Annotated in this window: 21 protein-coding genes and 1 riboswitch; of the genes, 11 read left to right on the forward strand and 10 right to left on the reverse strand. The window is 31.0% G+C overall.

Annotated features, from left to right (window positions below):
* Positions 1-45: 45 nt before the first annotated feature.
* The 5 genes from G9F70_RS04680 to G9F70_RS04700 form a co-directional block, all read right to left on the reverse strand.
* On the reverse strand, positions 46-330 hold the full coding sequence (locus tag G9F70_RS04680) for a hypothetical protein (protein ID WP_224617418.1): 285 nt from the start codon (positions 328-330) through the stop codon (positions 46-48).
* A 39-nt stretch (positions 331-369) separates the two neighbouring features.
* Positions 370-1,395: an aldo/keto reductase gene (locus G9F70_RS04685; protein ID WP_164944772.1), complete on the reverse strand. Its 1,026-nt coding sequence runs from the start codon at positions 1,393-1,395 to the stop codon at positions 370-372.
* Positions 1,396-1,578: 183 nt separating this feature from the next.
* On the reverse strand, positions 1,579-2,373 hold the full coding sequence (locus G9F70_RS04690; RefSeq protein WP_164944771.1) for an acetoacetate decarboxylase family protein: 795 nt from the start codon (positions 2,371-2,373) through the stop codon (positions 1,579-1,581).
* 37 nt (positions 2,374-2,410) lie between these two features.
* Positions 2,411-4,348, reverse strand: coding sequence for an FAD-dependent oxidoreductase (locus tag G9F70_RS04695; RefSeq protein WP_164944770.1), 1,938 nt, complete (start codon positions 4,346-4,348; stop codon positions 2,411-2,413).
* 289 nt (positions 4,349-4,637) lie between these two features.
* A complete protein-coding gene (locus tag G9F70_RS04700) occupies positions 4,638-6,206 on the reverse strand; it encodes a PucR family transcriptional regulator (RefSeq protein WP_164944769.1) in 1,569 nt (522 codons plus the stop codon).
* 137 nt (positions 6,207-6,343) lie between these two features.
* On the opposite strand from G9F70_RS04700, the gene G9F70_RS04705 reads away from it, so the two are divergent.
* The 3 genes from G9F70_RS04705 (at position 6,344) to G9F70_RS04715 (ending at position 9,658) form a co-directional block, all read left to right on the forward strand.
* The gene (locus G9F70_RS04705) at positions 6,344-7,123 is read left to right on the forward strand and encodes an SDR family NAD(P)-dependent oxidoreductase (protein ID WP_164944768.1); all 780 of its coding nucleotides are present in this window, start codon (positions 6,344-6,346) and stop codon (positions 7,121-7,123) included.
* Between the two features lie 174 nt (positions 7,124-7,297).
* Positions 7,298-8,221, forward strand: coding sequence for a hypothetical protein (locus G9F70_RS04710; protein WP_164944767.1), 924 nt, complete (start codon positions 7,298-7,300; stop codon positions 8,219-8,221).
* 912 nt (positions 8,222-9,133) lie between these two features.
* Positions 9,134-9,658: a nitroreductase family protein gene (locus tag G9F70_RS04715; protein WP_164944766.1), complete on the forward strand. Its 525-nt coding sequence runs from the start codon at positions 9,134-9,136 to the stop codon at positions 9,656-9,658.
* 350 nt (positions 9,659-10,008) lie between these two features.
* Here G9F70_RS04715 and G9F70_RS04720 read toward each other — a convergent pair whose 3' ends face one another.
* Entirely contained in the window at positions 10,009-11,187 is a 1,179-nt protein-coding gene (locus G9F70_RS04720; RefSeq protein WP_164944765.1) for a MalY/PatB family protein, read from the reverse strand.
* Positions 11,188-11,396: 209 nt separating this feature from the next.
* Positions 11,397-13,487, reverse strand: coding sequence for a sigma-54 interaction domain-containing protein (locus G9F70_RS04725; RefSeq protein WP_411955991.1), 2,091 nt, complete (start codon positions 13,485-13,487; stop codon positions 11,397-11,399).
* Between the two features lie 238 nt (positions 13,488-13,725).
* Here G9F70_RS04725 and G9F70_RS26880 point away from each other — a divergent pair, with 238 nt between their 5' ends.
* The 3 genes from G9F70_RS26880 to G9F70_RS04735 all read left to right on the forward strand — a co-directional run bounded on the left by G9F70_RS26880 (position 13,726) and on the right by G9F70_RS04735 (position 15,355).
* Positions 13,726-13,854, forward strand: coding sequence for a hypothetical protein (locus tag G9F70_RS26880; RefSeq protein WP_263484243.1), 129 nt, complete (start codon positions 13,726-13,728; stop codon positions 13,852-13,854).
* 71 nt (positions 13,855-13,925) lie between these two features.
* Positions 13,926-14,306 carry a RidA family protein gene (locus G9F70_RS04730; RefSeq protein WP_164944764.1) on the forward strand — a complete coding sequence of 127 codons (381 nt, stop codon included), beginning with the start codon at positions 13,926-13,928 and terminating at the stop codon, positions 14,304-14,306.
* A 59-nt stretch (positions 14,307-14,365) separates the two neighbouring features.
* Entirely contained in the window at positions 14,366-15,355 is a 990-nt protein-coding gene (locus tag G9F70_RS04735; RefSeq protein WP_164944763.1) for a D-cysteine desulfhydrase family protein, read from the forward strand.
* A gap of 224 nt (positions 15,356-15,579) precedes the next feature.
* On the opposite strand, the gene G9F70_RS04740 is transcribed toward G9F70_RS04735, so the two are convergent.
* On the reverse strand, positions 15,580-17,058 hold the full coding sequence (locus tag G9F70_RS04740; RefSeq protein WP_164944762.1) for a sensor histidine kinase: 1,479 nt from the start codon (positions 17,056-17,058) through the stop codon (positions 15,580-15,582).
* 269 nt (positions 17,059-17,327) lie between these two features.
* Here G9F70_RS04740 and G9F70_RS04745 point away from each other — a divergent pair, with 269 nt between their 5' ends.
* Together G9F70_RS04745 and preA are read left to right on the forward strand one after the other, a co-directional pair.
* Positions 17,328-18,635, forward strand: coding sequence for an FAD-dependent oxidoreductase (locus tag G9F70_RS04745; RefSeq protein ID WP_164944761.1), 1,308 nt, complete (start codon positions 17,328-17,330; stop codon positions 18,633-18,635).
* A gap of 3 nt (positions 18,636-18,638) precedes the next feature.
* Positions 18,639-19,877: an NAD-dependent dihydropyrimidine dehydrogenase subunit PreA gene (gene preA / locus G9F70_RS04750; RefSeq protein ID WP_164944760.1), complete on the forward strand. Its 1,239-nt coding sequence runs from the start codon at positions 18,639-18,641 to the stop codon at positions 19,875-19,877.
* A gap of 19 nt (positions 19,878-19,896) precedes the next feature.
* Positions 19,897-19,998: riboswitch (purine riboswitch) on the forward strand.
* A gap of 35 nt (positions 19,999-20,033) precedes the next feature.
* Here the strand turns inward: preA and G9F70_RS04755 are convergent.
* Positions 20,034-21,326, reverse strand: a complete 1,293-nt coding sequence (locus G9F70_RS04755) for a nitrate/sulfonate/bicarbonate ABC transporter ATP-binding protein (protein WP_187352975.1) — start codon at positions 21,324-21,326, stop codon at positions 20,034-20,036.
* 38 nt (positions 21,327-21,364) lie between these two features.
* A complete protein-coding gene (locus tag G9F70_RS04760) occupies positions 21,365-22,666 on the reverse strand; it encodes an ABC transporter permease subunit (protein ID WP_164944758.1) in 1,302 nt (433 codons plus the stop codon).
* A 553-nt stretch (positions 22,667-23,219) separates the two neighbouring features.
* On the opposite strand from G9F70_RS04760, the gene G9F70_RS04765 reads away from it, so the two are divergent.
* The 3 genes from G9F70_RS04765 to G9F70_RS04775 all read left to right on the forward strand — a co-directional run bounded on the left by G9F70_RS04765 (position 23,220) and on the right by G9F70_RS04775 (position 25,831).
* Positions 23,220-24,326, forward strand: coding sequence for a VanZ family protein (locus G9F70_RS04765; RefSeq protein ID WP_164944757.1), 1,107 nt, complete (start codon positions 23,220-23,222; stop codon positions 24,324-24,326).
* Between the two features lie 188 nt (positions 24,327-24,514).
* Entirely contained in the window at positions 24,515-25,168 is a 654-nt protein-coding gene (locus tag G9F70_RS04770; RefSeq protein ID WP_164944756.1) for a pentapeptide repeat-containing protein, read from the forward strand.
* A 63-nt stretch (positions 25,169-25,231) separates the two neighbouring features.
* A complete protein-coding gene (locus tag G9F70_RS04775) occupies positions 25,232-25,831 on the forward strand; it encodes a helix-turn-helix domain-containing protein (RefSeq protein WP_164944755.1) in 600 nt (199 codons plus the stop codon).
* Positions 25,832-25,855 lie beyond the last annotated feature (24 nt).

Below are 25,855 nucleotides of genomic sequence, written 5' to 3' on the forward strand. Positions count from 1 at the left end.
CATAAGTAGCTAAAGTCTCTGTTATTTTAAATGCTTAAATTGGCTTTATTTTTTAATGTTTGTATCAGAGTCATCATTATGAAAAATTTTAGCAACGACGGTTCTTATTGCAACAACGGCGATTCCTATTGCAACAACAATTATTGTTACCGCAATTATTGTCATCAAATAGTAATAATAATAGTATCCACCAACAACCCATACATATTTCCCCCCTCTCTGAAGGCAAATATTAAAAATGATTTTTCTTAGGTTTCTTCCATTAATATTTCTTTTGTTAGTATATAATATTACTCTTATCATAAAAAAGTTCCAATTATGAATAATCAAAATGAATTTCTGGTAAATAACCGGGTTTTATACTCCTTACTAAATGTTTTTATGTTTAGCATAAAATTCATTGTAGTTTTTCAATTCTCTTTTTAAAAGATTTGGAGTATCAAGCTTATAAGGACAATGATTTTTACAGTGCCCACATTCTATGCAATTATTTATAAGCTTCATCTTTTCATTAAAGCTATCCTCTAAAAATCCTTGATAAGGAGCTCTTTTAAGAAGAAGTGATATTCGGGCAGAGGTGGGAATTTCGATTCCAGCAGGGCATGGAAGACAATACCCACAAGCACGACAGAAATCTCCTGAAAGTTCAGTACGATCCTTGTTAATAATGGACCACATGGATTCATCCAATGGTGGTGGATTTTTTTCAAGAGAAATGAATTCATCTAACTCAGTTTCTCTTTGTATTCCCCATATTGGTACAACGTTATCAAATTGCCTTAGAAATGAAAAGGCCGAGGCTGCATTAGTTATTAGTCCTCCGGAAAGAGCTTTCATTGCAATCAGTCCTACATTTCTTTCACTACATTCTTTAATTAAGCTTAAATCAATATCAGCAGATAATGAACTTAAGGGGAATTGTATAGTGTCATATAATCCTGAAGATGCGGCATCCATTGCATTTTTTATTTTATGATTTGTAATTCCTATAAAACGAACAAGTCCTCTTTTCTTAGCTTCTAGAAGGCCTGCATAGAGGCCTTCTGGATCTTCAGGATTGGGAAGAATATCTGGGTTATGTAACTGAAGGATATCTACATAATCTGTTTTTAAATTTTTAAGACTTATTTGCAAATGCTCAAGTAAGGTTTTTCTATCATTTGCATGGCTTTTAGTTGCAATTATGATTTTATTTCTCACATCTGCAAGAGAATATCCTATTTTTTCTTCACTATCAGAATATGCTCTTGCGGTATCAAAAAAGTTTATACCATTGTCATAAGCTTTTCGTAGAATCTTTTTAGCCTCTTCAAAAGAAACTCTCTGCACCGGTAATGCACCAAAGCCACTTCTTGTAACCATTAAATTTGTTCGTCCTAATTTTATTTTGTCCATTTATATTCCTCCATATCTTTTATAATTATAGTTTTTTATAAGTAGACCTGCAATTATATTTCTATTATATACCAGATGGGACTCTTGCTAAACAGTAAATTAGGATTAATCCAAATTTAATTAATAACTATTCCTTTTGATGCTTTTTATATAGAAAACAATATATAGATGTATGTGGCATATTTATTTAGCCCACCAATCCCATTTTGTGAATGAGTATGGAACAAATCCCATAGGGTCAATCTTGTTAAAATACAAATTTTCACCAGGCTCTAATGTATTTGTACTAACCATATATTGAGAACCTATCATTCTTACTACTTCAAGTTCTGCCCAAGGGTCATGTGGAGAATCGGTCATAACTATAGTAGATGTAGCTAATTTATTTTCTGTTATCTCAGCTACTGCGAGTTTTTGTTTTATTAAAGTAGGGCTTAATAAGAAACCGCATCCATCTGATGATTTTGCATAGGTTACATTATACATAAATTCGCTTATGGCTTCATTAAGTTCGGAAGTTTTACCATCTTTATTTAATTTTCCTGACAGATTAGCGTTAACCGTGAAAAATTCTATCCCATTACGACTAATTTTCCCTATAGCGGTGCCGTTTTTAACTTCAAAATTTATACTTGCCATTTTTTTTGGAAGTCCACAAACTTCTCTCCCCATTGACATTGCCATTCCATCGGTTATTGGCATAGATAAACAGTATCTACCTACTACTCCATCACATTCTGCAAGAATAAATAGTCCAGCTTCTTTGTATCCAGGAGCAAAGCTTGTTTTGGGATAATTTGCTATAAAAGTTGAAACTAATGGTTTATCTTTTACTGGTTTTAATGGAGCCGGAAGTAATTTTGCTATAATTTCTGGTTTTGTTTCCCAAACTGTGTTTAAGGTTTCCGCAGCATAAAATATTGTCTGTTTTCCTTGTATTGACTTTATTTGATCCATTGTCTTTGTAAAACTATACATAATATAAGCCCCCCCATTTAAATTGTTTTATATCTTACTAGAGCACATATGCTTTTTCAAATCCGTTTAGCACTGCATCCACAACTCTACCTGGTTTACAAACATCTCCTAATAGTTCAACAATATTATAATTTTCTTCTACTCCTTTTACCATTTCAACATTCGATTTAACTCCCAAAGATAATACTAATGCATCAATTTTTAGTGTAGTCACTTTTTTATCTTTAGTATTCTCAATATCTATTTCACCATCTTTAATATTTGTAAGTTTGCTACAGGGCATAAGCGATACGCCTTCTTTAGCAAGTCTCATACTTATATCAATTACATTAGGTAAATATCCTGAGGGTCCAATTTTATCTGCCATCTCAATTACTGTTATTTTATTCCCCTTAGATGCTAATAGCTCAGCTATTTCAAGACCTGTCATTCCAGAACCTGCAACTACTATATTTTTATTTTCTAATATAACGCTGCCTTCTAAAATATCAGTTGATGTATATACAATACTTTGGTCTATTCCTGGAATTTTAGGTATTATAGGGTTTGATCCTGATCCAATAAATACTGCATAAGGATTAATTTCATTAATTTTTTCCAAAGTAGCTTTTTCATTTAGTCTTACGACTACATTTAATTTCTTAATTGCTAATTTTTGATACTCTAGGAACCAATCCAGTTTTTCTTTTAATGGAGGTTTAGTAGCTAGATATACATTTCCACCTAAATATCCTTTTTCTTCAAATATTATAGGTGCAAATTTTCTTAATGCTAGAACTCTTGCAGCTTCCATTCCTGCTGGCCCACCTCCAATAATTACAACTTTTCTACCTTCACCGGTTTTCGGAAAATCTGGATATTCTAGTTCGCGCCCTACCCTTGGATTAACTGCGCATTTAATGTTTTCGCATTTCATAACGCTTTCTATACAGTTTAAGCATGATATGCAAGGTATAATGTCTTCCACCCGGCCTTCTTTTGCTTTAATGCCCCATTCTGGATCTGCCAATTGGGCTCTACCTAGTGCAACAAAATCCAAATTATCATCCTTTAATATAGTTTCAGCCATATCAGGTTTTCTAATTACATCACAAGCGATTACAGGTATATTAACAGCTTCTTTTATAGCTTTAGCTAAATGTCTTTTCCATCCTTGAGGATATGAAATTGGTTCTATAATTGTAGTAACTGATTCGTATGTTCCAGAACTTACATTAATAACATCTATGCCCAATTTTTCTAAATAAATAGCTTCTTGAATTGCTTCTTCTAAAGATATACCATCTTTAACAAATTCATTTCCATCGATTCTTACTGATATTGGAAAGCTAGGACCACACTTTGCACGTATGCCCATGATTATTTCAGTTATAAATCTCATTCTTTTTTCAAAACTGCCGCCATATTTATCTTCTCTATGATTTGATTGTGGGCTCATAAATTGTGCAACAAGATATCCATGAGCAGCATGGATTTCTACTCCATCAATACCTGCCATTTTAGCAAAGACAGCACCTTTTACAAATTTTACAACTAGTCCTTCAATTTCATCTATTGTCATTTCTCTAGGCATTTCACCAATAGCTGATGACATTATGGGACTTGGGCCAGCTATTTGACGACCATCTATCATCATAGCGTGATTTTCTCTACCTGGATGATGTAATTGCAAGAATATCTTTGTATTATATTTGTGCATTGTGCGAGCTAAAGTTTCTAATCTTGGAATTTGTTTTAAATTCATAGAGCACAACTGATTGGGCATGCCTACCCCTGTTTCATCATCAATTCTAGTTATTTCAGTAATTATGAGGCCACATCCACCCTTTGCTCTTTCTTCATAATAACGAATGATTTCATTAGATGCTTCCCCAGTATATGAAGCTAGATTCGTTCCCATTGCAGGCATTACTATCCTGTTTTTTATTTCTAAGGTACCTATTTTACCTTTAGTGAAAAGCTTTTCATATTTCATTGTATATTACCCTCCCATACACCTTTTAATTATCTTTTAGATTAATTGAAGTATAACATTGTAGAAAATTGGATGCTATGGATGAAAATCCAAAAAAAAATATGTGCGTTGTGCGTTATGCACTATAGCTTTAACCATATTTCCTAAGTCGTTAATAGTGAAACACAGTAAGTGATGATTTAGCTACATTTCAGTATAAAAGTTTCCCATTTTTATAGGTGGGGTAAGATACTCTAACCCAAAAAAATAATCTCTGAAAAATCAGAGATTATAAAAGGAATATTTATCTTTATTTACTTTGTGAATCAATAAGTTTTTTATAAAAACTTATTGATTTGCAAGCATAATATAATTTAAAACTATTATCATTTTTATCTAAATCTATCCCTATTAAGTTTACAATTTGTTGTAATCTATATCTTAGCGTATTTCGATGTATAAACAATTCCTCTGATGATTTTGTCATATTATGATTATTTTTTAAATATGTATATAATGTTTTATACAACTCCGAACTATTTGTGTAATCAAATTTTTTTAATATATATATAGAATTATTATAAAAATCTTCCTTTAATATTTGACCTTTTGCCATATAAATGAAATTATAAGGAACAATATCTTCATGCTTATATACACATTTTTTTTCACCAAGGATGTTGCCTATTTCTAAGGATCTTATTGCTTGATGATAGTAAATGCTACAATCCTCTATTGAAGAAAACTCACTACTTATTCCCATCTTTAAATTATTTTCCAATAAAAATTTTTTAATGCTTTCAGTTTTATTTTCATTTTCTATGTACTCTTCCCTATCATCAATTATTACAATAGCTCCATTATAATAAATTGAATTGCTTATTGGAAAAAGATTAAGTAGTGCTGTGCTCAAATATCTGGAATATATAGATTGTCTAAGTTCAAAATTTGATATATCAATTACCATCACGAAAATATGCTTACTAAATACTAAAGAACAATTTTTTAACCTTTCTTTAATTATTTCTTTATTTTCAATAGTATTTTCTAATAAATCATATAATATTTCTTCACTTAGAACATTTTTTGTGTTTTTGTAAAACTGTTTTTTTCCTAATTCTTTGGAAATTATTTCACTTATCAATATCAGATAATCATAATCATCAGGGGATACCTGTTTTTCACATTGAAGTAATAAAATATTTCCTATAGTTTTATTATTTATTTCTATTTTGAATACAATTTTTTCGATAGGACTTATCGGGCAGGTCACAACGAAGGGACGTTTTGTTTGTCTTCCTTTTTTTAGAGTTTCTAATTTTGTTAATTCAGCGATAAATTCATAAGAACAATAGCCTTTTTTAACATTATCCATCCACAAAAAATCAGTAATGTTTTCTATGGGTGAACTAGCTAATACTTTGAAACTTAGGTCAATTACAATTAGAGGGTTACCAATTAGTTTTGAAGCAGTGTTTATTATTTTATATAGACCTTCTCCAGAAAGAAAAGCTTCTAATAATGATATTTTAAATTGATTATATTTTATATCTCTACGAAAAAAAGATTTTACTTCATTAAAAATTTCTAATATATTTTCATTTTGATTTATCTCAATTATTTTTAATTTATTATGAATATATTTTTCAAGTTCTGTACGGTCGTCATTTATTAAAATAAAGCAAGCATCATTTATTTTATCCAAATTTCCTTTAAATATAGAGGTATTAGCAACGTATACATAATCGTTTAAATAAACTATTTTTTCCTCTGTAACTAACTCTGTATCAATAAAATTGATATCAGGTTCCATATCAAAGTAAGCCCCTTTAGTTTTTTTTATAAAATGTTCACGTAATTTATTAAAATTAATACTCATAATCCACCTCAATTCTATTATAGTGCATTTCGCACAACTAATACAATAGCTTTTGGATGTTTTAATATAGTAACAAATTTTTCAATATGATATACTGTAATATATTAATAATATATTACAGTGGGAGGGGAAACATTATGAAAAATGTAAATGATTTATCAAATATTAAAGGGAAAGTAGCTATTGTTACAGGTTCTGCAACTGGAATCGGTCAAGCAATCGCAGTAGGACTTGCAGAAGCAGGTGTAGATATTGCTGGAACATATTCTAGTACATCCTTTGAAGAAACTAAAGCTTTTGTTGAAGCGGCAGGACAAAAGTTTTTCCCAATACATGTTAATGTAGCAAAACCAGAAGAAGTAGCTACTATAATACCTTTAGCTCTTGAAGAATATGGAAAATTTGATATACTTATAAATAGTGCAGGAGTAGAGTCGCATAATCCTATTGGGGATACTTATAGCGAAGAAGAATACCAACGTTGTTTGCAAATAAATTTAAATCAAGTTGTTGCACTTATAGCAGAAGCTGGGAAATACTTTATAAAAGCTGGCAATGGCGGAAGAATTTTAAATGTGTCTTCAATTGCTGGCTATTTAGGAATGAAATCTGGAATGTCACCATATGTCATTACAAAGCATGCAATAAGAGGAGTTACTAGATCCTTTGGACTTGAACTAGCACCTTATGGAGTTACTGTAAATGCTATTGCTCCGGGTCCTATTTTCACTAAAATGACTGCAACCACACCAATGAAAAAATTAATGATGGATAAAGTTGTTGCTGCAAAATGTCCAGTGGGACGTTGGGGATTCCCAGAAGACTTTAAAGGAATCACAAATATGCTATGCTCTGAAGCTGGTGGATTTATTACAGGTCAAACCATTTTAGTTGATGGTGGATATACACTAACTTAATTGTAGCGACCCAGGAGATGATTTAATGGGGTCATATTATGATTTTGTGCAAGAAAATATAAATGCCTTAAACTCTTAGTTGAGCTTAGGGCATTTTATTTTATAGTAATTCAAGGTCTTTATTAAAGAATGAAGAAATATATTTAAATATGATAGTAGTGAGGTGTATCTATAATGATAGCTAATATATATATGACTATTTATTTAAATAAATCATTGATGCTTGATTCTTATTCTATATTAGGTGAGGGATATATAGAGAGTAGGTCAATTAGGTGTGTTGCCGATAAATCTGACAACATAAAGCTACAAATGTCATCCAAAAACCAAATAGTTGAAGGTGAAAAAATATCAAATAATGATAAGGATAAAAATAAAGCAAATGATACTGCAAGCACTAATATCGGAGATGTCTTAGGTATGGTAGACGATAGGAATATAAATAGAAATGAGATTACCATAAAGAAAATATATACTAGTTTTAATCTTTTTAATAACTTTAGAAATGATATGTTTAATAAAAAAATTTGTAGGGTAATAGATGAAAATAACATTATTGAAAATGATATAGTATGCGGAGAGTTTGTAGAGCTCGAGGCAACTCTTATAGACTACTCCTTGAGTAACTATGTGAGCAATCTTATAGATGTTATAGAGTGCTATGATAGCAAGGAATTAGATAAGCTATTAAAAAATGCAACGCTACCTAATAGTATAATAAATTACTCGATTATTCTAAAACAATTAAAAGTATTAAAGATTTATTTAGAAAGAAATAGTACAGTAAATATGATAATGAAAATGGGTGATTGTACTGTAGTTGCAAATGCAAATCTAAATTTTTTTCAAGATAAGAATTCATATATATATGACAATGCTAATTTCAAGTCTAAGGTCTTATGTAAAATCGTTAAAAGTGGAGAACCAATAAATTTACTTTCAAAAACTGGAATGGAGTATTATAATAATGAATTTTTAATTTCAATAGCTCCATATCTTAATATACTTAAAGAGAATAATATAATCATTCCTGAGAATTGTATAACAGAAATAGTTAAGGGGGCTATTGAGGTAATCCCCATTGATATGTACATATAAACCAGAAGTACTAATTATAGAAAGGTAGAGTTTCAAATATTGACTTTGCTGTATTAGATTTTGTTTTACTATTATATTTGTGTATAAGGACTTAATAATAACAAGCAAAAAAAATTACTGCATTAATAGACATAAAATTGGATGTAGAATTTTATTCTACATCCAATTTTATGTCTATGGAAAAAGCGTAATTATAATTGTTTATAATATAAATTTATGGTCATATTCTTTTATAATTATAGAGATTTTTTTAATTTATTTGTACACCCTATAAATAATAAAATTAATGTGAATATTATAAACCCTATATTCAGGATATTTTGTTGGAATTGTTGTAACCCATCATAAACAGGATACTTGGTTCCATATAATGACAATCCGGTAAAGAAAAATACCATAAATAAATTTATAGCTTTTTTATAACTGTTATATTTAAAAGCATAATAAATAATAAAGATTATTAAAACAATCATCAATCCAATATCCATAATAGTCATCATCTCCTATAGATTATATATTTATATGAATTCGGGATAACAGTACAATCTCCCAATTCAAGGATCACATCCTTTATACCAGTTTATACAATTATGCATTCAATGTAAAATTTTACATTTAATACTTTGTAGGAAAATCTAATGGGGCTTTAAAACTGATTTTACAAAGAAAATTAAATTTTCAATGTTAGTCTTTAATTTTTCCAGTTTTATGCTTATATGTTTGTGCATTTATAAAATAAAATGCAATACCTGTAGATTTAACTTCTGGAAACTGAAATAGTTACTATTGTGAGAATATAGTTATGTTTAAACATGGGAAATATGTTATTATTTATATGAGGTATGTTAACATTGTATAATAATATAAGTAGTAAAAACTACAAAAAATTTACATATGAAAAGGAGTGTTAAAATGAATTCGGTAATGTCATGTATATTAGAGCGTAGAAGTATCCGAGCATATACTTCAGAAGAAGTAAGTAAAGATGATGTTATGTTATTATTAAATGCAGCTAATTGGGCTCCATCTGGTAACAATATGCAACCATGGAGGTTCTCCGTAGTAATGAATAATAGAGAATTAATAAAAAAATTATCTTCTCTTACTGTATACCATAAGTGGGTGGAAAATGCCCCCTGCTTGATAGCGGTCTTCCTAGATACCAAATCTTTAGACGATAAATTTCCAAGCATTTACTTGAAACATTCTCAATCAATAGGAGCTGCGATACAAAACATGCTACTTGCTGCACAGGAGCTTGGTTTAGGGACTTGCTGGATTGGCGAAATATTAAAAAATGAAGATAAAGTACGAGAATTATTAGAGGTTTCGAAAGACTTACAGTTAATGGCTGTTATATCCGTTGGATATTCGAGTGGGAGTGATTTAAAATCTAAGAGAAGAGATATTTCTGAAAATATTGTAAGTTGGTTATAAAGTTAAATATTAAAAAAATTCGAATTACTGCTTACGATGGTTATTAATATTGATTTAGTTGTTAAAATAAAATTGGCTTGTGCTAAATCAACAAGCCAATTTTCTCTTCTGAAATTATGCAGTAGTATGCCCAAATTGTTAAAACTAATTCTTTTAAAAAGAGTAGACTCGCCCCTTTGATAATTTTTAGTTTTTGTCGATTTGGCTAACAAAGTCAGTTAAATCATTTAAATATTTGCAATCAAAAAGATACCTGGGAAAGAAAACAGTCTTTCTAATAAAATTCCATCTGTTTTTAGAAACCAAACTACTGCTGAAGTCCCTAATATTGCATCATCCCAAGTGATGCTTTAATTTTTCAATGAATTAACAGCTTTTTCAAGCTGTAGCATGGCTTTTTCAAGTGTTGAACGTGGACATGCTACATTTAGACGCATATATCCAGAAAGGCTACGACAAAAGTCATTGCCGGCATTGAGTCCCAAACCTGCCTTATTAAGCATAAATTTTTGTAGTTCATCATTTTCAAGTCCTAATTCACGACAATCTAACCAAACTAGATAGGTACTTTCTGGTCTGCTAGGTTTGATTTTTGGTATCTTAGCTTTGCAGAAATCTCCTATGAAATCAATATTTCCCTCAATATATGTAATCAACTGTTCTAACCATTCTCCGCCATGCCTATAAGCTGCTTCTATAGCCACAAGACTAAAACAATTATTGCGATGGATATCCATGCCTCTCCAGAAAACATCAAATGTCTCTTTAATTTCAGCATTTGGAAAAATTACTACAGAGGCCTGTAGTCCTGCCAAATTGAAAGTTTTTGTACATGAAGTACAGGTGATAGTTTTGATTGAAACCTCTTTTGATATACTTGCAGTAGGAATATGTTTATTGTTCCATAATATCAAATCTGAATGTATCTCATCAGAGATAATCATAACGTTGTAGCGTAAGCATAGCTTAGTAATCTGCTCTAATTCATCACGGCGCCATACTCTGCCTACTGGGTTGTGAGGGCTACATAAAATAAATAATTTTGGTTTCTGCTTTAATTTTTCTTCAAAGTCCTTAAAATCTATAGAATACACTCCATCCTGTTCTAATAATTGATTTTCGATTACCACTCTGCCCCAAGATTCTATTACTTCATAAAATTCTGGATAAACTGGAGTTTGTATCAAAATTTTATCTTCACTATTAGAAAATTCTCGAACAATAACTGATAGAGATGGAACAACACCGGGACTAAAACTAATTAGATCTTTATTAACTATCCAATTGTTTCGGGTCTTTTCCCAATCGCAAAAAGCTTCATAATAGGAAGCAGGACGAGAGGTGTAACCATAAATTCCTTGCTCAGCTCTACTTAGGATAGCATCATTAATAGGCCTAGCTACCTCGAATTCCATATCTGCTATCCATAATGGTATTACATTAGAAGTTCCAAATTTTTTTTCTCTTTCATCATATTTTGCAGCAAAGTTGTTGCTACGGTCAACTATTTTATCAAAATTATATTTCATAATTTACACCCTTCTTATCTTTATTTGTGCAAGAAATACTTGCTATAAGAGAAATAACGCAAAAATGATGCCAGTTTTATGATTGAATTTTTAGATTGTTTTTTAGAGAGGTATCTATTATATATATAGGTTTCATTAAAAAAAGTGTTTTTAAACAAATCAAATGGTTGAAGTTGTACAACTTCAACCATTTGATTATAAAAAATTGTCTATTTTAGTCGAGATTGAAGTTCGCTAAAAACTTTGATACCTCGATTATTTATTTTACTACCACCTCTGCCACGAGACATTTTAATTAAACCTAAATTATTTAAGTCGTTTAAAATCCCCCGAACTTCTTGCTGGGTTAGGTAGTGTCCTGCTTTTTCTGCTTCCTCAGAAATTGATAGTCTACCCATAGCAACTTGGTTAACAAATCCCACATGTAGCCTATCTAGCACAAAGAAATAGTCATCTACTCGGTTACCTGCTAATTGCTCCAAAAGTTTAGCATCTATATTAGTTGAGGTGTCAGAATTACATTTTAATGTGGAGAGAGAATTATTGTGGAAACCAGGAGGTAAATCATCGTAATACACTATATCTTTATCTACATAGGTGAGATATTCTACATAGTTGTGTAGTTCACGAATATTGCCATTCCAGTTATGGGAGAGCAATGAATTAATTACTTTAGGAGATAAGGTGAAGCGCCCTCCCAATTTACATTTAAAGTAGTCAAATAAGAGCATAATGTCTTCACCACGCTCTCGCAATGGAGGTAGCTGGATTGGCAAGGTATTTAGGCGAAAGTAGAGGTCATTACGAAAACTTCCCTTAGACACCAGCTCTTCAAGGTTTTCATTGGCTGCAGCTATAATTCGTACATCAATACTAATAATTTTATTGCCGCCAATTCGCATAATCTCTCTTTCTTGAATCACACGAAGCAGTTTGATTTGGAGGGCTGGACTCATTCCCTCCACTTCGTCTAAAAATATTGTTCCCTTGTGAGCATATTCAAAAAGTCCCAACTTTCCTCCACGTTTAGCACCAGTGAAAGAGCCTTCATCGTAACCAAATAGTTCACTTTCTAGCAGATTATCTGGCATTGCTGCACAATTTATGGCAATGAAAGGATAGTTATGACGATCTGATTCGTTATGTACAGCATGTGCAAAAAGCTCCTTTCCTGTTCCGCTTTCACCTGTAATTAGGACGGTAGAATGGGTTTTTGCCATTTTTTTAGCAATGGCACAGGCTTTTTTGAGCACATCGCTTTCACCGATGATATCATCAAAAGTATATTTAGCTTTGTGGCCTTTATTAAGTAATTGAATGCGTAATTTATGTTGTTTATACTCTTCTTCCGTAAATTTTTGTATAGTAGCAAAAGAACCGAGATATTTATCACCACGGATTACAGGAGTAACGGTTACCGTAATGTCCACATCACTCACTCTAATCAAACGATTATTTATCTTTTGACCCGTGATTCTGCATTCCTCAAAAGGTAAAAATGAGAAAACAGATATAGCAGGATGATCTATGGATTGCTCTTTGGTAACACCGGTAATTTCTACTGCTTTTGAATTACAAGCAAAAATAACATCATTCTCATTAACACCAATAATTCCTTCATCCATAATTTCCATCAAAAGCTCAAATTGACTCTCCATTTGGAGAGACCTTCCAAACAGTTGGTTAAAGCTATAATTGTTGACAGCCAGTGACCGAAAATATTCCTTGAATTTTTCCCTCTCTAATAGGTAATCAAATTTTAGCCGCAGTGCTATTTCTACCATGGTGCTGGAATCTAGCACACGTTGCCCAAGATCAATAATGGTATTTACGTCTTTTGGTACATAACGGGATTCACCTGGGGTAACTGCTAACTGGAAACCACAAGCGGGCCTAGCACCAGGATAATAGGGAGTGAAATTTATGTGATTAATGCCCAATTGACTGAGTCTAGTTATAGCCTCACGCACCATTTTTTCACTGAGATTGACAAATAAAGCTTTGCTTCCACTTGGAATGCCCCTTAAAGTATCAAGGGATTTATTGGTAAATGCTACTGCGATTTCTACTTTAGGAATATCAATAGGTATGCATTCCTGAAAATCCGTAATACTTTCAAAGGCGTCGGTTGAAACTACAAACAAATCAGCCTCTTTTATTTTCTTGACGGATCCATTTAATACATTATAAGCACATGTGGATACTAGCTCACCAAAGAGCTCTTTTATCTGATTTTCGTAAAATTTTGCAGCGGTATAATCAAGCGCTACAACAGCAATTCTTTTTTTTATAGGACTCACCCTCTTAAGTTTTAATTAGTATAATGTTAATTCTTTTTGAAAAACATGTCAAGGAAAGCCTCTAATTAACAAATTAAGTTGAAAAAAGCAAGGAAGAGTTATTTATTTTCAATAAAGTAAACGATACCGTGATTGTAAGGCATCATCAATAATCCATATTATTATTTATCCACAGGAGGTGCTGTAACATCTATGGTTGTTACTCGACTGGTGGAAGGTAAAGACTGGATGAAGAAGAATGTTCAAACACTATCATCCGCTATCAAAGGCTAATACCTTAAATATGGTTTCCAAAGGATATTCTAATGACATTGGCATAGTTATTGCTTATAAAATAAGTGTATTTGCAAATATACTTATTTTATAAGAGAAATTTACATCGGCTAATTTTTTAAAAATTAAAATTAAAATATAGTTTCATAAAGAAGGAGAATAATTATGATAAAAGAAATTATTTCAGCTAAAAAAGCACCAGCAGCCATTGGACCATATTCACAGGCGGTTAAGATAGGGAATTTATTATTTACATCTGGTCAACTTCCAATTGTCCCAGAAACCGGAGAAATTATAAACAGCGATGCAAGAAAGGCTACAGAAAGATCTATTGAAAATTTAAAAGCAATATTAGAAGAAGCGGGATCATCTCTTGATAAAGTTATAAAGACAGTAATTTTTCTTAGAGATATGAATGATTTTGCTATAGTAAATGAAGTATATGAAAAATATTTTACTTCAAACCAACCAGCACGTTCATGTGTTCAAGTAGCAAAACTGCCTAAGGATGGAATACTTGAAATAGAAGCTGTAGCGTTTGTATAAAAATTACAGAATAATTTGATTTCACTCAAATATATTAGTAAAAAAGGAGTGTTTATTTAATGATTAAAATTCCCGAAAAAATAATATTTGCAAACCTACCAACAAGGATAGAAAAATTAGAAAGATTGTCACAAAAACTTGGTGGCCCCAATATTTATATAAAAAGAGATGATCAAACAGGAACAGAAGTTTCCGGTAATAAAATAAGGAAACTTGAATTTTCTGTAAAGGAAGCTCTTAATCAAGGCTGTGATGTACTTATTACTTGTGGAGGAATTCAATCTAATCACTGCAGAGCTACGGCAGCAGTGGCTTCAAGGCTTGGAATGAAATCAGTCCTTGTTTTAAGAGGGGACTCAGAAACAGAATTAGATGGCAATTTGTTTATAGATAAGCTTTTGGGGGCGGAGATTCAATTTATTACTCCAGAACAATATAAAAATAGTAAAGCTGAAATTATGCAGCAAATCAAGGCGAAATTAGAGAAGCAGGGCTTTAAACCTTATATTATACCAGAAGGTGCTTCTAATGGAATTGGTGGATTTGGATACTATAATGCCATGGAGGAAATTGTTTGCCAGGAAAAAGAGATGGGTGTACATTTTGATAAAATTGTACTTGCAGTAGGATCTGGTGGAACTCATTCTGGACTATTACTAGCAAGTAAAATACTAGAGTATACTGGCGAAATCTATGGTATCAATGTTTGTGATGATGCCCAGCACTTCAAAAATGAGATTTATAAAATATTGCAGGAAAGTATGAAATACATTGATGTGAATTTACATATTTCAAAAGATGAAATTCATATTATAGATGGATATGTAGGAAGAGGATATGCGCTTAGCAGGCCAGAAGAGCTTAACTTTGTTCATGACTTTGCAAAACTAGAGGGAATAATTCTAGACCCTGTGTATACGGGTAAAGCCATGTATGGATTGGTAGAAGAAATTAAAAAAGGAAGCTTCAAAAATTGTGAAAATATCTTGTTTATTCATACTGGAGGAGCATTTGGATTGTTCCCCCAGAAACACTTATTTAAGCTTTAAAAATCTTTAAAAATAGTAAACTAGTATAAGAAAGTAGCCTTCGCATAAGGCTACTTTTTTTGAAGACCATCTGATTTAACGACATTTCAGAAGGAAAGTCTTCCATGTCTATAAGTGGGGGTCACATATTACAACAAAAATAAAACTTCAGTGGGAGTCTAAATCTCCTTCTGAAGTCGTTAATTACAGCGACCCAGGAGATGATTTAACAACATTAAGTGTGACTAAAAATATATATCTGAAAGTTCTAAATTAATTAATTCTAAATTTTTATTATTTTTAGATGCTTGAAGGTTTTCTGGATTAGGATTAACTGTTTCTACTTGCGCGTTAGGTAATTCGATTATAAATTCGCTACCATTTCCAATAGAAGTAATAAGGTCTATTTTACCATTATGTAATTCAACAAGAGACTTTACAAGAGATAAACCTATACCACTACCTTCTCTATTTCTCGAAGTGGATTTATCGACTTGTATAAATCTTTGGAAAATTAATTTTTCCATATCTTTCTTGATACCAATACCTGTATCTTTAACGGAGATTATTGTTTTATCTTGCCCATCATATATATTTACATATATGTATCCCTTAGAAGGGGTGAATTTAATAGCATTAGAAAGTAAGTTAAGTATTATTCGTTCTATTTTATCTGGATCACAGGCAATGATTTTTTCTTCCGTTTCAGTATCGAAAATCAAGTTGATATTTTTATTTTCAACATACTCTGCCACGGATAAGGTAATGTCTTCAACCACTTTAACAATGTCATTATTTGATAAACTAACCTCAAAGTAACCGGCATCCATTTTGGTTATATCTATCAAGTTATTTATTAACCTAAGCAGCCTATAAGAATTTTGCTTTATTGTATGCAAATACTTGTCTGTTTTTAAATTTTTATTAATTTCTGAATCATTTGTCTTTAAAATCATATCTAACATTTGCTGAGCACAAAAAATCACATTCAAAGGAGTTCTTAGTTCATGTGAAATATTTGCGAAAAATTCTGAACGCAATTTTTCATATTCAATAGCTTTATTATAAATTTCTTTTTTTTGAATATAGTTTTTTACTGAAAAATTATAATTCATAATAGATAGTATAATGGCAAGTATCATTGTCACAAAAGCATTATTAAGTTGAGCATAAAATTTAAATGGATATAAATTAATTGCTTTTAATCCTATGATTAGAATTATAAAATTAGTAAAGTGAATAATTATGTATTCTTTAGGATTTAGGATTATTGGAATTGAAAAACAAAACATGGCGACAATATATGCCGTAATTTCCCCTTGATATAATTGAGCATTTATAGAAGTAATAGTACCTAGTATTATATTTGAAAAAACAAATATAACTAGTATGCTCCGAGAAAACTTTATACTTTTATCATTGAAATAATTAGTATAAAGTCTAAGCAAATATATGGCGCTAAATAGTATAGTTAATAAACAAATATAATTTAAATTTCTATATGCTACTATAACGCTTTGATTATTAATGGTTTTTGCAGTTTGAAATAATAACTGAATAAGGTTTACAAATATTAAAATTAGGCATACAATAGGAGTTCTGTTATTATTTTCTTGTAATATTTTCTTATCAAAGTCTTCTCTATAGATTATAGGTATATCATAAAACACACAATTTTTAATTTTATCAATAAATTTATATATGCTTATATTTCTTAATTCCATAGTGATTACCGCCTTGTTTTTTATTTTTGTATATAATCCATATAGTAATTATATACAAATAATTATAAAATTTCCACATATTATAATTAAATTCATAAAATAATTTGTTAAATAGGTGTAGATTTTGTTGCGGAAATAATGAGGATATAAAGCATATCAATGAAAATCATGCAGAAAAAAATACATTCACTGTTAAAACAATGCCAAACATGTTATGGCATTGACGAATTAGTAAATATATATAGTTTAGAAAGGGGATAAGTACTTAAATGGAAAATAAAAAATACTTGGAACAAACAAAAATTGGGCTAACACCCCTTTTAGCAATGGAAGAGGCAGCAAGATGTCTTTTATGCCATGATGCACCTTGCAGCAAGGCATGTCCTGCTGGTACAGAGCCAGCAAAATTTATTCGCTCACTTCGTTTTAAAAATACAAAGGGTGCTGTCGAAACCATTAGAACAAACAATATTTTAGGTGGAATATGCGCTAGAGTATGTCCTACAGCTCAATATTGTGAAGGGGCTTGTAGTAGATGTGGTATAGACGAGCCAATAAGAATAGGTGATTTGCAGAGATATGTAACTGATTATGAAAAAAGTATAAATATGAAAGTTTTAGATAAAGTAGAAGCTATAAATGAAAAAATAGCAGTTATAGGTTCAGGTCCAAGTGGAATTGCAGCAGCGGCATCACTTGCATCAAAAGGATATAAAGTAACGGTATTCGAAGAAAAAAGTATATTAGGCGGATGGTTAAATTATGGAATACCACCTCAAAGATTACCAAAAGAAGTTGTACAAACAGAAATGAATTATGTAAAGGACTTAGGGGTAGAGTTTAAGACAAATTGTAAAATAGGAAAAGATATTAAGCTAGAAGACCTTAGAACAAAGGGTTATGAAGCATTCCTAGTTTCATGTGGAATGCAAAAGGGAAAAGATATAGACGTTAAAGGGTCGGAACTTAAAGGTGTTTTAAATGGAGTGGATTTTCTTTCAAAGGCTAAAATTAATGAAGGCAACGTTAAGATAGGTAATCATGTGATTGTTATAGGTGGTGGAGATGTTGCTTTAGATTGTGCTTCAACGGCTAAATTGCTTGGATGTGAAGATGTCAAAATAGTATATAGAAGAACTATAGAAAAAATGCCAGCAGATGTAGCCGAAAGAGAATATATACAATCATTAAATATTCCGATATTTACAGGGTTCAAACCATTAGAGATTAAAGGAGAGAATGGATTGGTTTCTGCTTTTAAGGCCGAAGGAATGTTTGATTCATCTCTATTAGAACTTACAGCAGATATGGTCATATTTGCAGTAGGACAAGAATCAGAAGATATAAAAATCATTGCAGATATAGAAGTCGATGGAAAAGGAATAGTTGTTACAAAAAACTGTAGAACAAATATTGAAGATATATTTGCAGCAGGAGATATAGTTTGTGGTGATAAGACGGTTGTGCAAGCTGTTGCATCTGGTAAATTAGCTGCAGAAGAAATTGAAGGATATTTGACTGCAAAAAGAGAGTCTAGGCAAGTAGATAGACAGGTAGCATCACCTAAGGAGGTTTAAGTTATGAAAAAGAAAGATCTTTCAATAGAATTTTGTGGAGTAAAGTGTGAAAATCCGTTTTTCCTGGCATCATCACCAGTTGGAAATAATTATGAAATGTGTGCAAAGGCATTAGAGGCCGGTTGGGGTGGTATAGTATTTAAAACAATCGGAGTTTTTATACCAAATGAAGTATCACCACGTTTTGATGCTCAAAGAAAAGAAGCTACGCCTTTTACAGGATTTAAGAATATGGAACAGATAGCAGAGCACCCACTTGAGTGGAACATTGAGCAGATGAAAAAGTTAAAAGAAAACTACCCAAGTAAGATTCTTATTGCTTCAATAATGGGAAGTAATGAGCAGGAATGGACTATGCTTGCAAAACGTGTTACAGAAATAGGAGCGGATATTATTGAATGTAACTTCTCCTGTCCACAGATGACATCTCATGCTATGGGTTCAGACGTTGGACAAAACCCTGAGCTTGTTAAGTCATATTCAGCAGCAGTAAGAAGAGGAACGCATCTTCCGATAATTGCAAAAATGACGCCTAATATAGGTAATATGGAAGTGCCTGCAATAGCAGCTATTGAAGGTGGAGCAACAGCAATTTCAGCTATAAATACAATAAAGTGTATAACTGGAATAGACTTTGACAAGCAAGTAGCATTGCCAATAGTAAATGGAAAATCATCAATATCCGGATATTCAGGAAAAGCCGTAAAACCTATAGCACTAAGATTTATAGCTCAGCTTTCAAAAGAACCGAAACTTAAAAATGTTCCTATAAGTGGTATTGGAGGTATAGAAACTTGGGAGGATGCATTAGAATTTATAATGCTTGGATCTTCTAATCTTCAAGTGACTACAGCAATTATGCAATATGGTTATAGAATAGTTGAAGATTTAATAAGTGGAATTTCATATTACATGGAAGAAAAAGGAATTGAAAAACTAGAAGATTTAGTAGGAGTAGCTCTTGAAAATACAATCCCAGCAGAGGAATTAGATCGTGGATACATAGTATATCCTAATTTTAAACATGAAAATTGTGTAGGCTGTGGAAGATGTTACGTATCTTGCTTTGATGGAGGTCATCAAGCAATTATATGGGATGAAGAAAATAGAAGACCTTCACTAGACAGGGGAAAATGTGTAGGATGCCACTTATGTTCTTTAGTATGTCTAGTAGATAACTGTATAACTAAAGGTGATATAAAATTTAAAGATGGAGAAAAAGAAAGAAAAATAGATTTATAAAAATTTAAATAAATCTATGAAAATGTAGTAAAAATTTATTTATATAATGCTAAAGATATGGTTTAGTAGTTTCTAATTGAATACCTTAAATATTCTAGCTATAGATAAATTTATGCTACATTTAAAATTTAAAGATATATATTTTTTATAATTTATTTAATCTTCTATATATAATTCTTCCGAATCGCCGTCATAACTAAATAATTCTGCATATCTTCCCCAATCAATAATAGAATCCATGATAACATCGATTTGCTCCTCTGGGAAATGACCTATAAATATTTCTTTGAAAAATTCTTCTTTCATTGTATGATTCTTTTTATTGCCCAAAACATTCATAATCAAACGAAAGGTTGAAATTTCCTCTAATTGTTCTTTGAAGATAGTTTTACTTTCGTCAATGTCTGCTTCTACAAATTTAAGACCTACATCCGTAATGAAAATATCTCCTTCCTTTATTTTAATAAAGTCAAGCAATCCCAGTCCTTCAATATTAGGAAGTAAATCATTTATTTCCATCATTAAATCTCTGCCTAGCTGGTAAATGTCCATTTCTCCGTTGTTATCATCTATCATCTCTAAGAGGCCCGACAATACGCCTATAGGAGCTTTAGGTATTAACACAGGCTTATCTATATTTTTAGTACCATCATTAAGTGGTATTTCTGTTTTGGTTTTTTCTAATTCATTAAACTGACCTTTAGTAATAACTCCATAAATATTATCTACTATATTTTCAAACTCAGGAGATTTACGATTTCTTGGATGAGGCAGTTCGACTTTTATCTCTGTAACTATTCCTGCAGGCTGCTTACTTAAAATTACAATTCTATCTGCCATAAGCACCGCGTCTTCAATAGCGTGAGTAATCATAATAATACTCTTTATAGGCATTCTTTTGTCTGTCCATAAATCTATTAACTCTGTTCTTAGATTTTCTGCTGTAAGAAAGTCTAAGGCTGAAAAAGGTTCATCCATACAAAGAAGTTTTGGTTCTACAGCTAGTGCTCTTGCGAATCCTACTCTTTGCCTCATACCTCCTGAAAGTTCTTTAGGGTAGGCTTCTTCGAAACCATCAAGTCCAATCAGGTCTATTAGTTCTTCTGCTTTTCTTCGTGTATACTCTTTGGGAAAGCCCTTGGCTTTAAGTCCAAGTTCTACATTTTCTAATACAGTTAACCATGGATAAAGAGCAAAAGTCTGAAAAACAATAGAGGCATATGGATTTACTCCGGTTACACTTTCTCCATCAAAAATAATTTCGCCTTCAGAAGGCTCGATTAAGCCAGTAATTGCCCTAAGTATTGTAGACTTACCTGATCCAGATGGACCAAGTATGGCAATAAATTCTCCTTGATTAATGGTTAAGTTTATATTCTCAATAGTTGGAACTTTATTTTCTCCAAAATACTTTGTAAGTCCTGTTACTTTAATAAATTCTTTTTTCATATATAGCACCTCACTTATGTTTAACCTTGTGGTTATATTTATATTTCAATCTTAAACCTTTCTTCTGATAAACTGTAAAGTTTCTTCCATAGGACTTTATTAACGCATACAACTACAATACACATTACAATTGTACTTACTATAAGTAGTGGGAAATTTCCAGTCTCTGTTGCTTCTGAAATTAATGCTCCAAGTCCGATGGTACTTACTGTTTGTCCGCCGAAACTTACATATTCCGAAACAATACTTGCATTCCAACAGCCACCAGTAGCTGTTACCATTCCTGTTAAAAGGTAAGGAAAAATTGAAGGTAAAATAAGTATCTTCCACTTTTTCCATCCTTTTAAACCATAAACTTTAGCAGCTTCTTTTAAATCTTCTGGTATTGACATTGCCCCTGCGATTACATTAAATAAAATGTACCACTGGGTTCCAAGTAGCATGAGGAGAATAGATGCAAAACTTAATCCTCCAAATATATTTATAAAAAATGCTAGTACAACTGGGAATATTGCAGTGGCAGGGATAGATGCTATTACTTGTATAATAGGCTGAAGTATATTTGCGATTTTTTTATTCATTCCAACTGCCACTCCTAAAGGAACGGTCCATGCTAGTGCAATAATTTGTGCCACAGCAACCCTTAAAAAGGAATAGGTAACAGCTGGGGGTATTTTAGCAAGATCCCTTACCGAAATATCTGAAACTATTTTTATAGCTCCATAAGTTGAGTATATAAAAAATCCTATAAAAACCATCCGAATTGACCATTTTATAATTTGACCTATTGTACTTTTTCTGCTGTTTTTGTTACGTTTATTTTTCTCTATTTTATTTACAAAGCTATCTATTTTTTGATTTACCTTTTCAAATAAAGGAGCTAGTGCCTTTTCGGTTACTGTCTCTATAATTACAGAACGCCTAATCATTGTTAATATAAAAGAATGTGGTGCATCTTGTGGGCCTGTAAGTTCCACTTTAAATTTATCTGACCATGCAATGACAGGTCTCCATATGAGCTGATCTAACAGTACAATTACTAAAATCAAAGTTAGAATTCCCCAAAACAAAGCTTTTTTGTCTCCTGCATTGGAAGCAGTTTGCAAATAAGAACCAAGTCCAGGTAATCTGAAATCCTTCCCTTTTAGTCTAAACATCTCACAAGCCATTAGGAAAAACCAGCCTCCGGACCAAGACATCATGCTATTCCAAACTAATCCAATGGCTGAAAATCCTATACTAGGAGAAATAATCAGGAACAGTAACGCACCCAAACTTATAAAAATTACTATATCCATCATTCCAAATTTCCGTCTTATATCTATTTTTTTTAATTTCATGGTATAATCCCCCTTATTTTAGGGAATGAGACTTCAATCTTTTAAAATCACACTCCCTTGTGTTTTTTTTATTCTATATATATTATGCCAACTGGCATACTCATCCATACCATCATCACCTTTCATAAAAAATAAAAGAGTCCTAAAAGGACTCTCCAAATTCAACACGACATACAATGTAAGTGCTACTTACATTGTATGTCTATACTGCTTGATTTGCAAGGTATTAAAGGTTATTATAAGCATATCAGTTTATTTTTGTACACAACCTCATTAAATATATTAAAGAGGAAGAAAATATATGAAATTTAATAAGTGTGTGGATTGCTTTATATACAATATTGTCTAAATATAAAAAAGAAAAAATTTATATCTAAATAATTCGCAAAAATAGTCGATAAGGTAATATAATATTGTATTTTATTAAAATATATTGAAAGAATACTATAAATATTTATAATAATTTACAGTTATGCTAAGGAGGAGATTTTTTTGAAAAATAAATTTACTGTATAAAACCCGAAAATATAGAAAGAAAGAGGAAGGTGATATTATGAATTCATATATGTTTCCTATTAAAGTAGCACTTATAACATTCCCTGTTTTGGCCTTTATTCTTACGGTACCATTTTTAATGCACCAGTATAAAAAATACAGATATATAAACAAATTTAGGGCATTTGTTTTATATTCATTTTTATTGTTCTTAATGGTTTCCTATTATTTGGTTATACTGCCACTTCCCAATACACATGATGTGAAAAGTCTACAGGATATAGGCACTAGGCATTATAATTTAAGGCCTTTTACATTTATACATGATTTCTTAAAAGAAACACATGTTGTATTTAATTCCCCTTCTTCTTATATTAGAATTTTAAAAGAAAGGACATTCTTACAGGTGGCTTTTAATGCAATATTGATTGCACCACTTGGAATCTACTTAAGATACTATTTTAAAAAAAGTCTAAAGCAAACAGTAATAATATGTTTTTTATACTCTTTGTTTTTTGAACTAACTCAATTAACGGGTGTGTATGGTATATATAATGCAGCCTATAGACTTTTTGATATAGATGACTTAATGCTAAATACCTTTGGAGGATTTATAGGATATATAATAGCTCCTGTATTTACTTATTTTTTACCCGAAGTTGATAAGTTAGATGAAAATATTAATCTAGAGTCTATGCCAGTAGGATATATTAGAAGGTTTATAGCATTTCAAATAGATTGGTTTGTCATTGGGATTGCAGTTAGTATATTACCAATAAGTAGAAACATCATAGTAGATGCAGTAATTGTATTTTTATATTTTATTGTATTGGTTTATTTCACAAATGGAAAAACTTTTGGTAGTTGGCTTGTTAAAATTAAAATACAGGGTGAAAAACAAAAAATAACTTTTTTAGAATTAGTCAAAAGGTATGGGATCTTGTATTATGGAGTATTTGGTTTTAACTATATTTTATCAGAAACTTTTAATGCAAACAGATATGACAGCACATATTATGTTCCGGTAGCAATAGTATTATTGATTATGTTATTTATTTTTAACTTAGTAGTTTTTATACATCTTTTACTTCATGTTTTCAGTAAGGATAAGGAATTATTTTATGAAAAAATGAGTAAGACTAAAGTTGTAATAATACCTAAATAGCTATTAATGATGAAGAAACAGGATAAAGATATATTAGTTAGTAGGTGATACTCAAAGGACTATTTATGAGGTATAATAGATTAATAAAATAATAAACTATATTTTGAAAATATTCATTATGAAGATTAATTTAGAAAAAAAATACAATATACAGGGTATTTTTTAGATTAAAATGGGGGTAAGTATACATGGAAAATAATAAAATAAAAACAAAAGTTTTAAGACCTAAATTTGATAGCAATCTAGATATTATAGAGTTGTCTAAAGAAAAAATAGTGGATGAGTCTATATTTTCTTATGGAATAATTAGTGATTGCGATTTAGAAAACCATGAAGCAGACAGGGTTAATTTTAAACAAGTAATATTTAAGAAAGTTATTTTTAGTAAAATAACTTTTAGACGTATAGAACTAGTGGATGTGAGATTTGAAAATTGTGATTTATCAAATGTAGATTTTAATGAGGCTTCATTACATAGAGTAGAATTTGTAAATTGCAAAATTATTGGTATTAATTTAAATGAAGCCACATTTAGAGACGTTATTTTTGAAAATTGTAACGGTGAATTTGCTTTTTTTAGTTATTCTAATTGTAAGCAAGTCGCATTCCTTCAATGTCAATTACGATCTTCTGATTTTCAAAATTCAAAATTTGTAAAAGTAGAATTTCAAGAGTCTAATCTACTTCAGGCTCAAATGAATTTTACAAGTCTTAAAGGAATAGATTTTACAAGTTGCGATATTGAAGGGATAGGAGTAAATATTGCTGATGTTAAAGGTACAAAAGTTACCGCTATGCAAGCAGTTTCTCTATCGAGCATACTAGGTCTCATTATTAAATAAAATCAACTTTATAAAAAAACATTATATATACTGAAAGTAGTAATGTAAAAAGGGGGTGCGGGTTTGTCAAATAATGATGAAAATTTAAAAGAGGAAATTGTTAATCTTATTAGTAAAGGGGATAATGATAGAGTAGGATTTAGGCATCATAGTGGGGGACCCAGTTTATTAGGTAAGATTATTTCATCTTTTGCAAATGCATCAGGCGGCAGATTGATTTTGGGGGTAAATAATAAGGGTAAAATCTTTGGTTGTAAAAAAGAAGATGTAATGGAAACCTTTAATAAATCTAAAGAAAAATTGATACCATGTCCTATTGTTTCAATAGAATTTATTGAAATAAACAAAAAAGTATTGGCTATTATTTCTATAGAAAAAACCGAAAAAATAATTTCGTCTAGTTTAGGAGTATTTAAAAGAGTTAATAATTTTGAAGAAATTATGGTAACAGAAGAAATAAAGAATAAACAATTAAGTGCAGTTATTAATGATGAAGTTAAAGATACCGTTGGAGAAATGGCTCAGCAAATTTCACAGCTTACAATTACATTAGAAGGTACTATACAAAGATACAGAAGGCAAAATAAGCTAAGTAGAAAAATTTTTGAATGGATAGCTTGTGGAATAATTGGAATTATCTTATCAATGATTATTCATTTGTAGGGGACAACTTTTGTTTGTTAATGA

It is taken from the genome of Clostridium sp. FP1, assembly GCF_011065975.2.
Lineage (GTDB): Bacteria > Bacillota > Clostridia > Clostridiales > Clostridiaceae > Clostridium_AD > Clostridium_AD tagluense.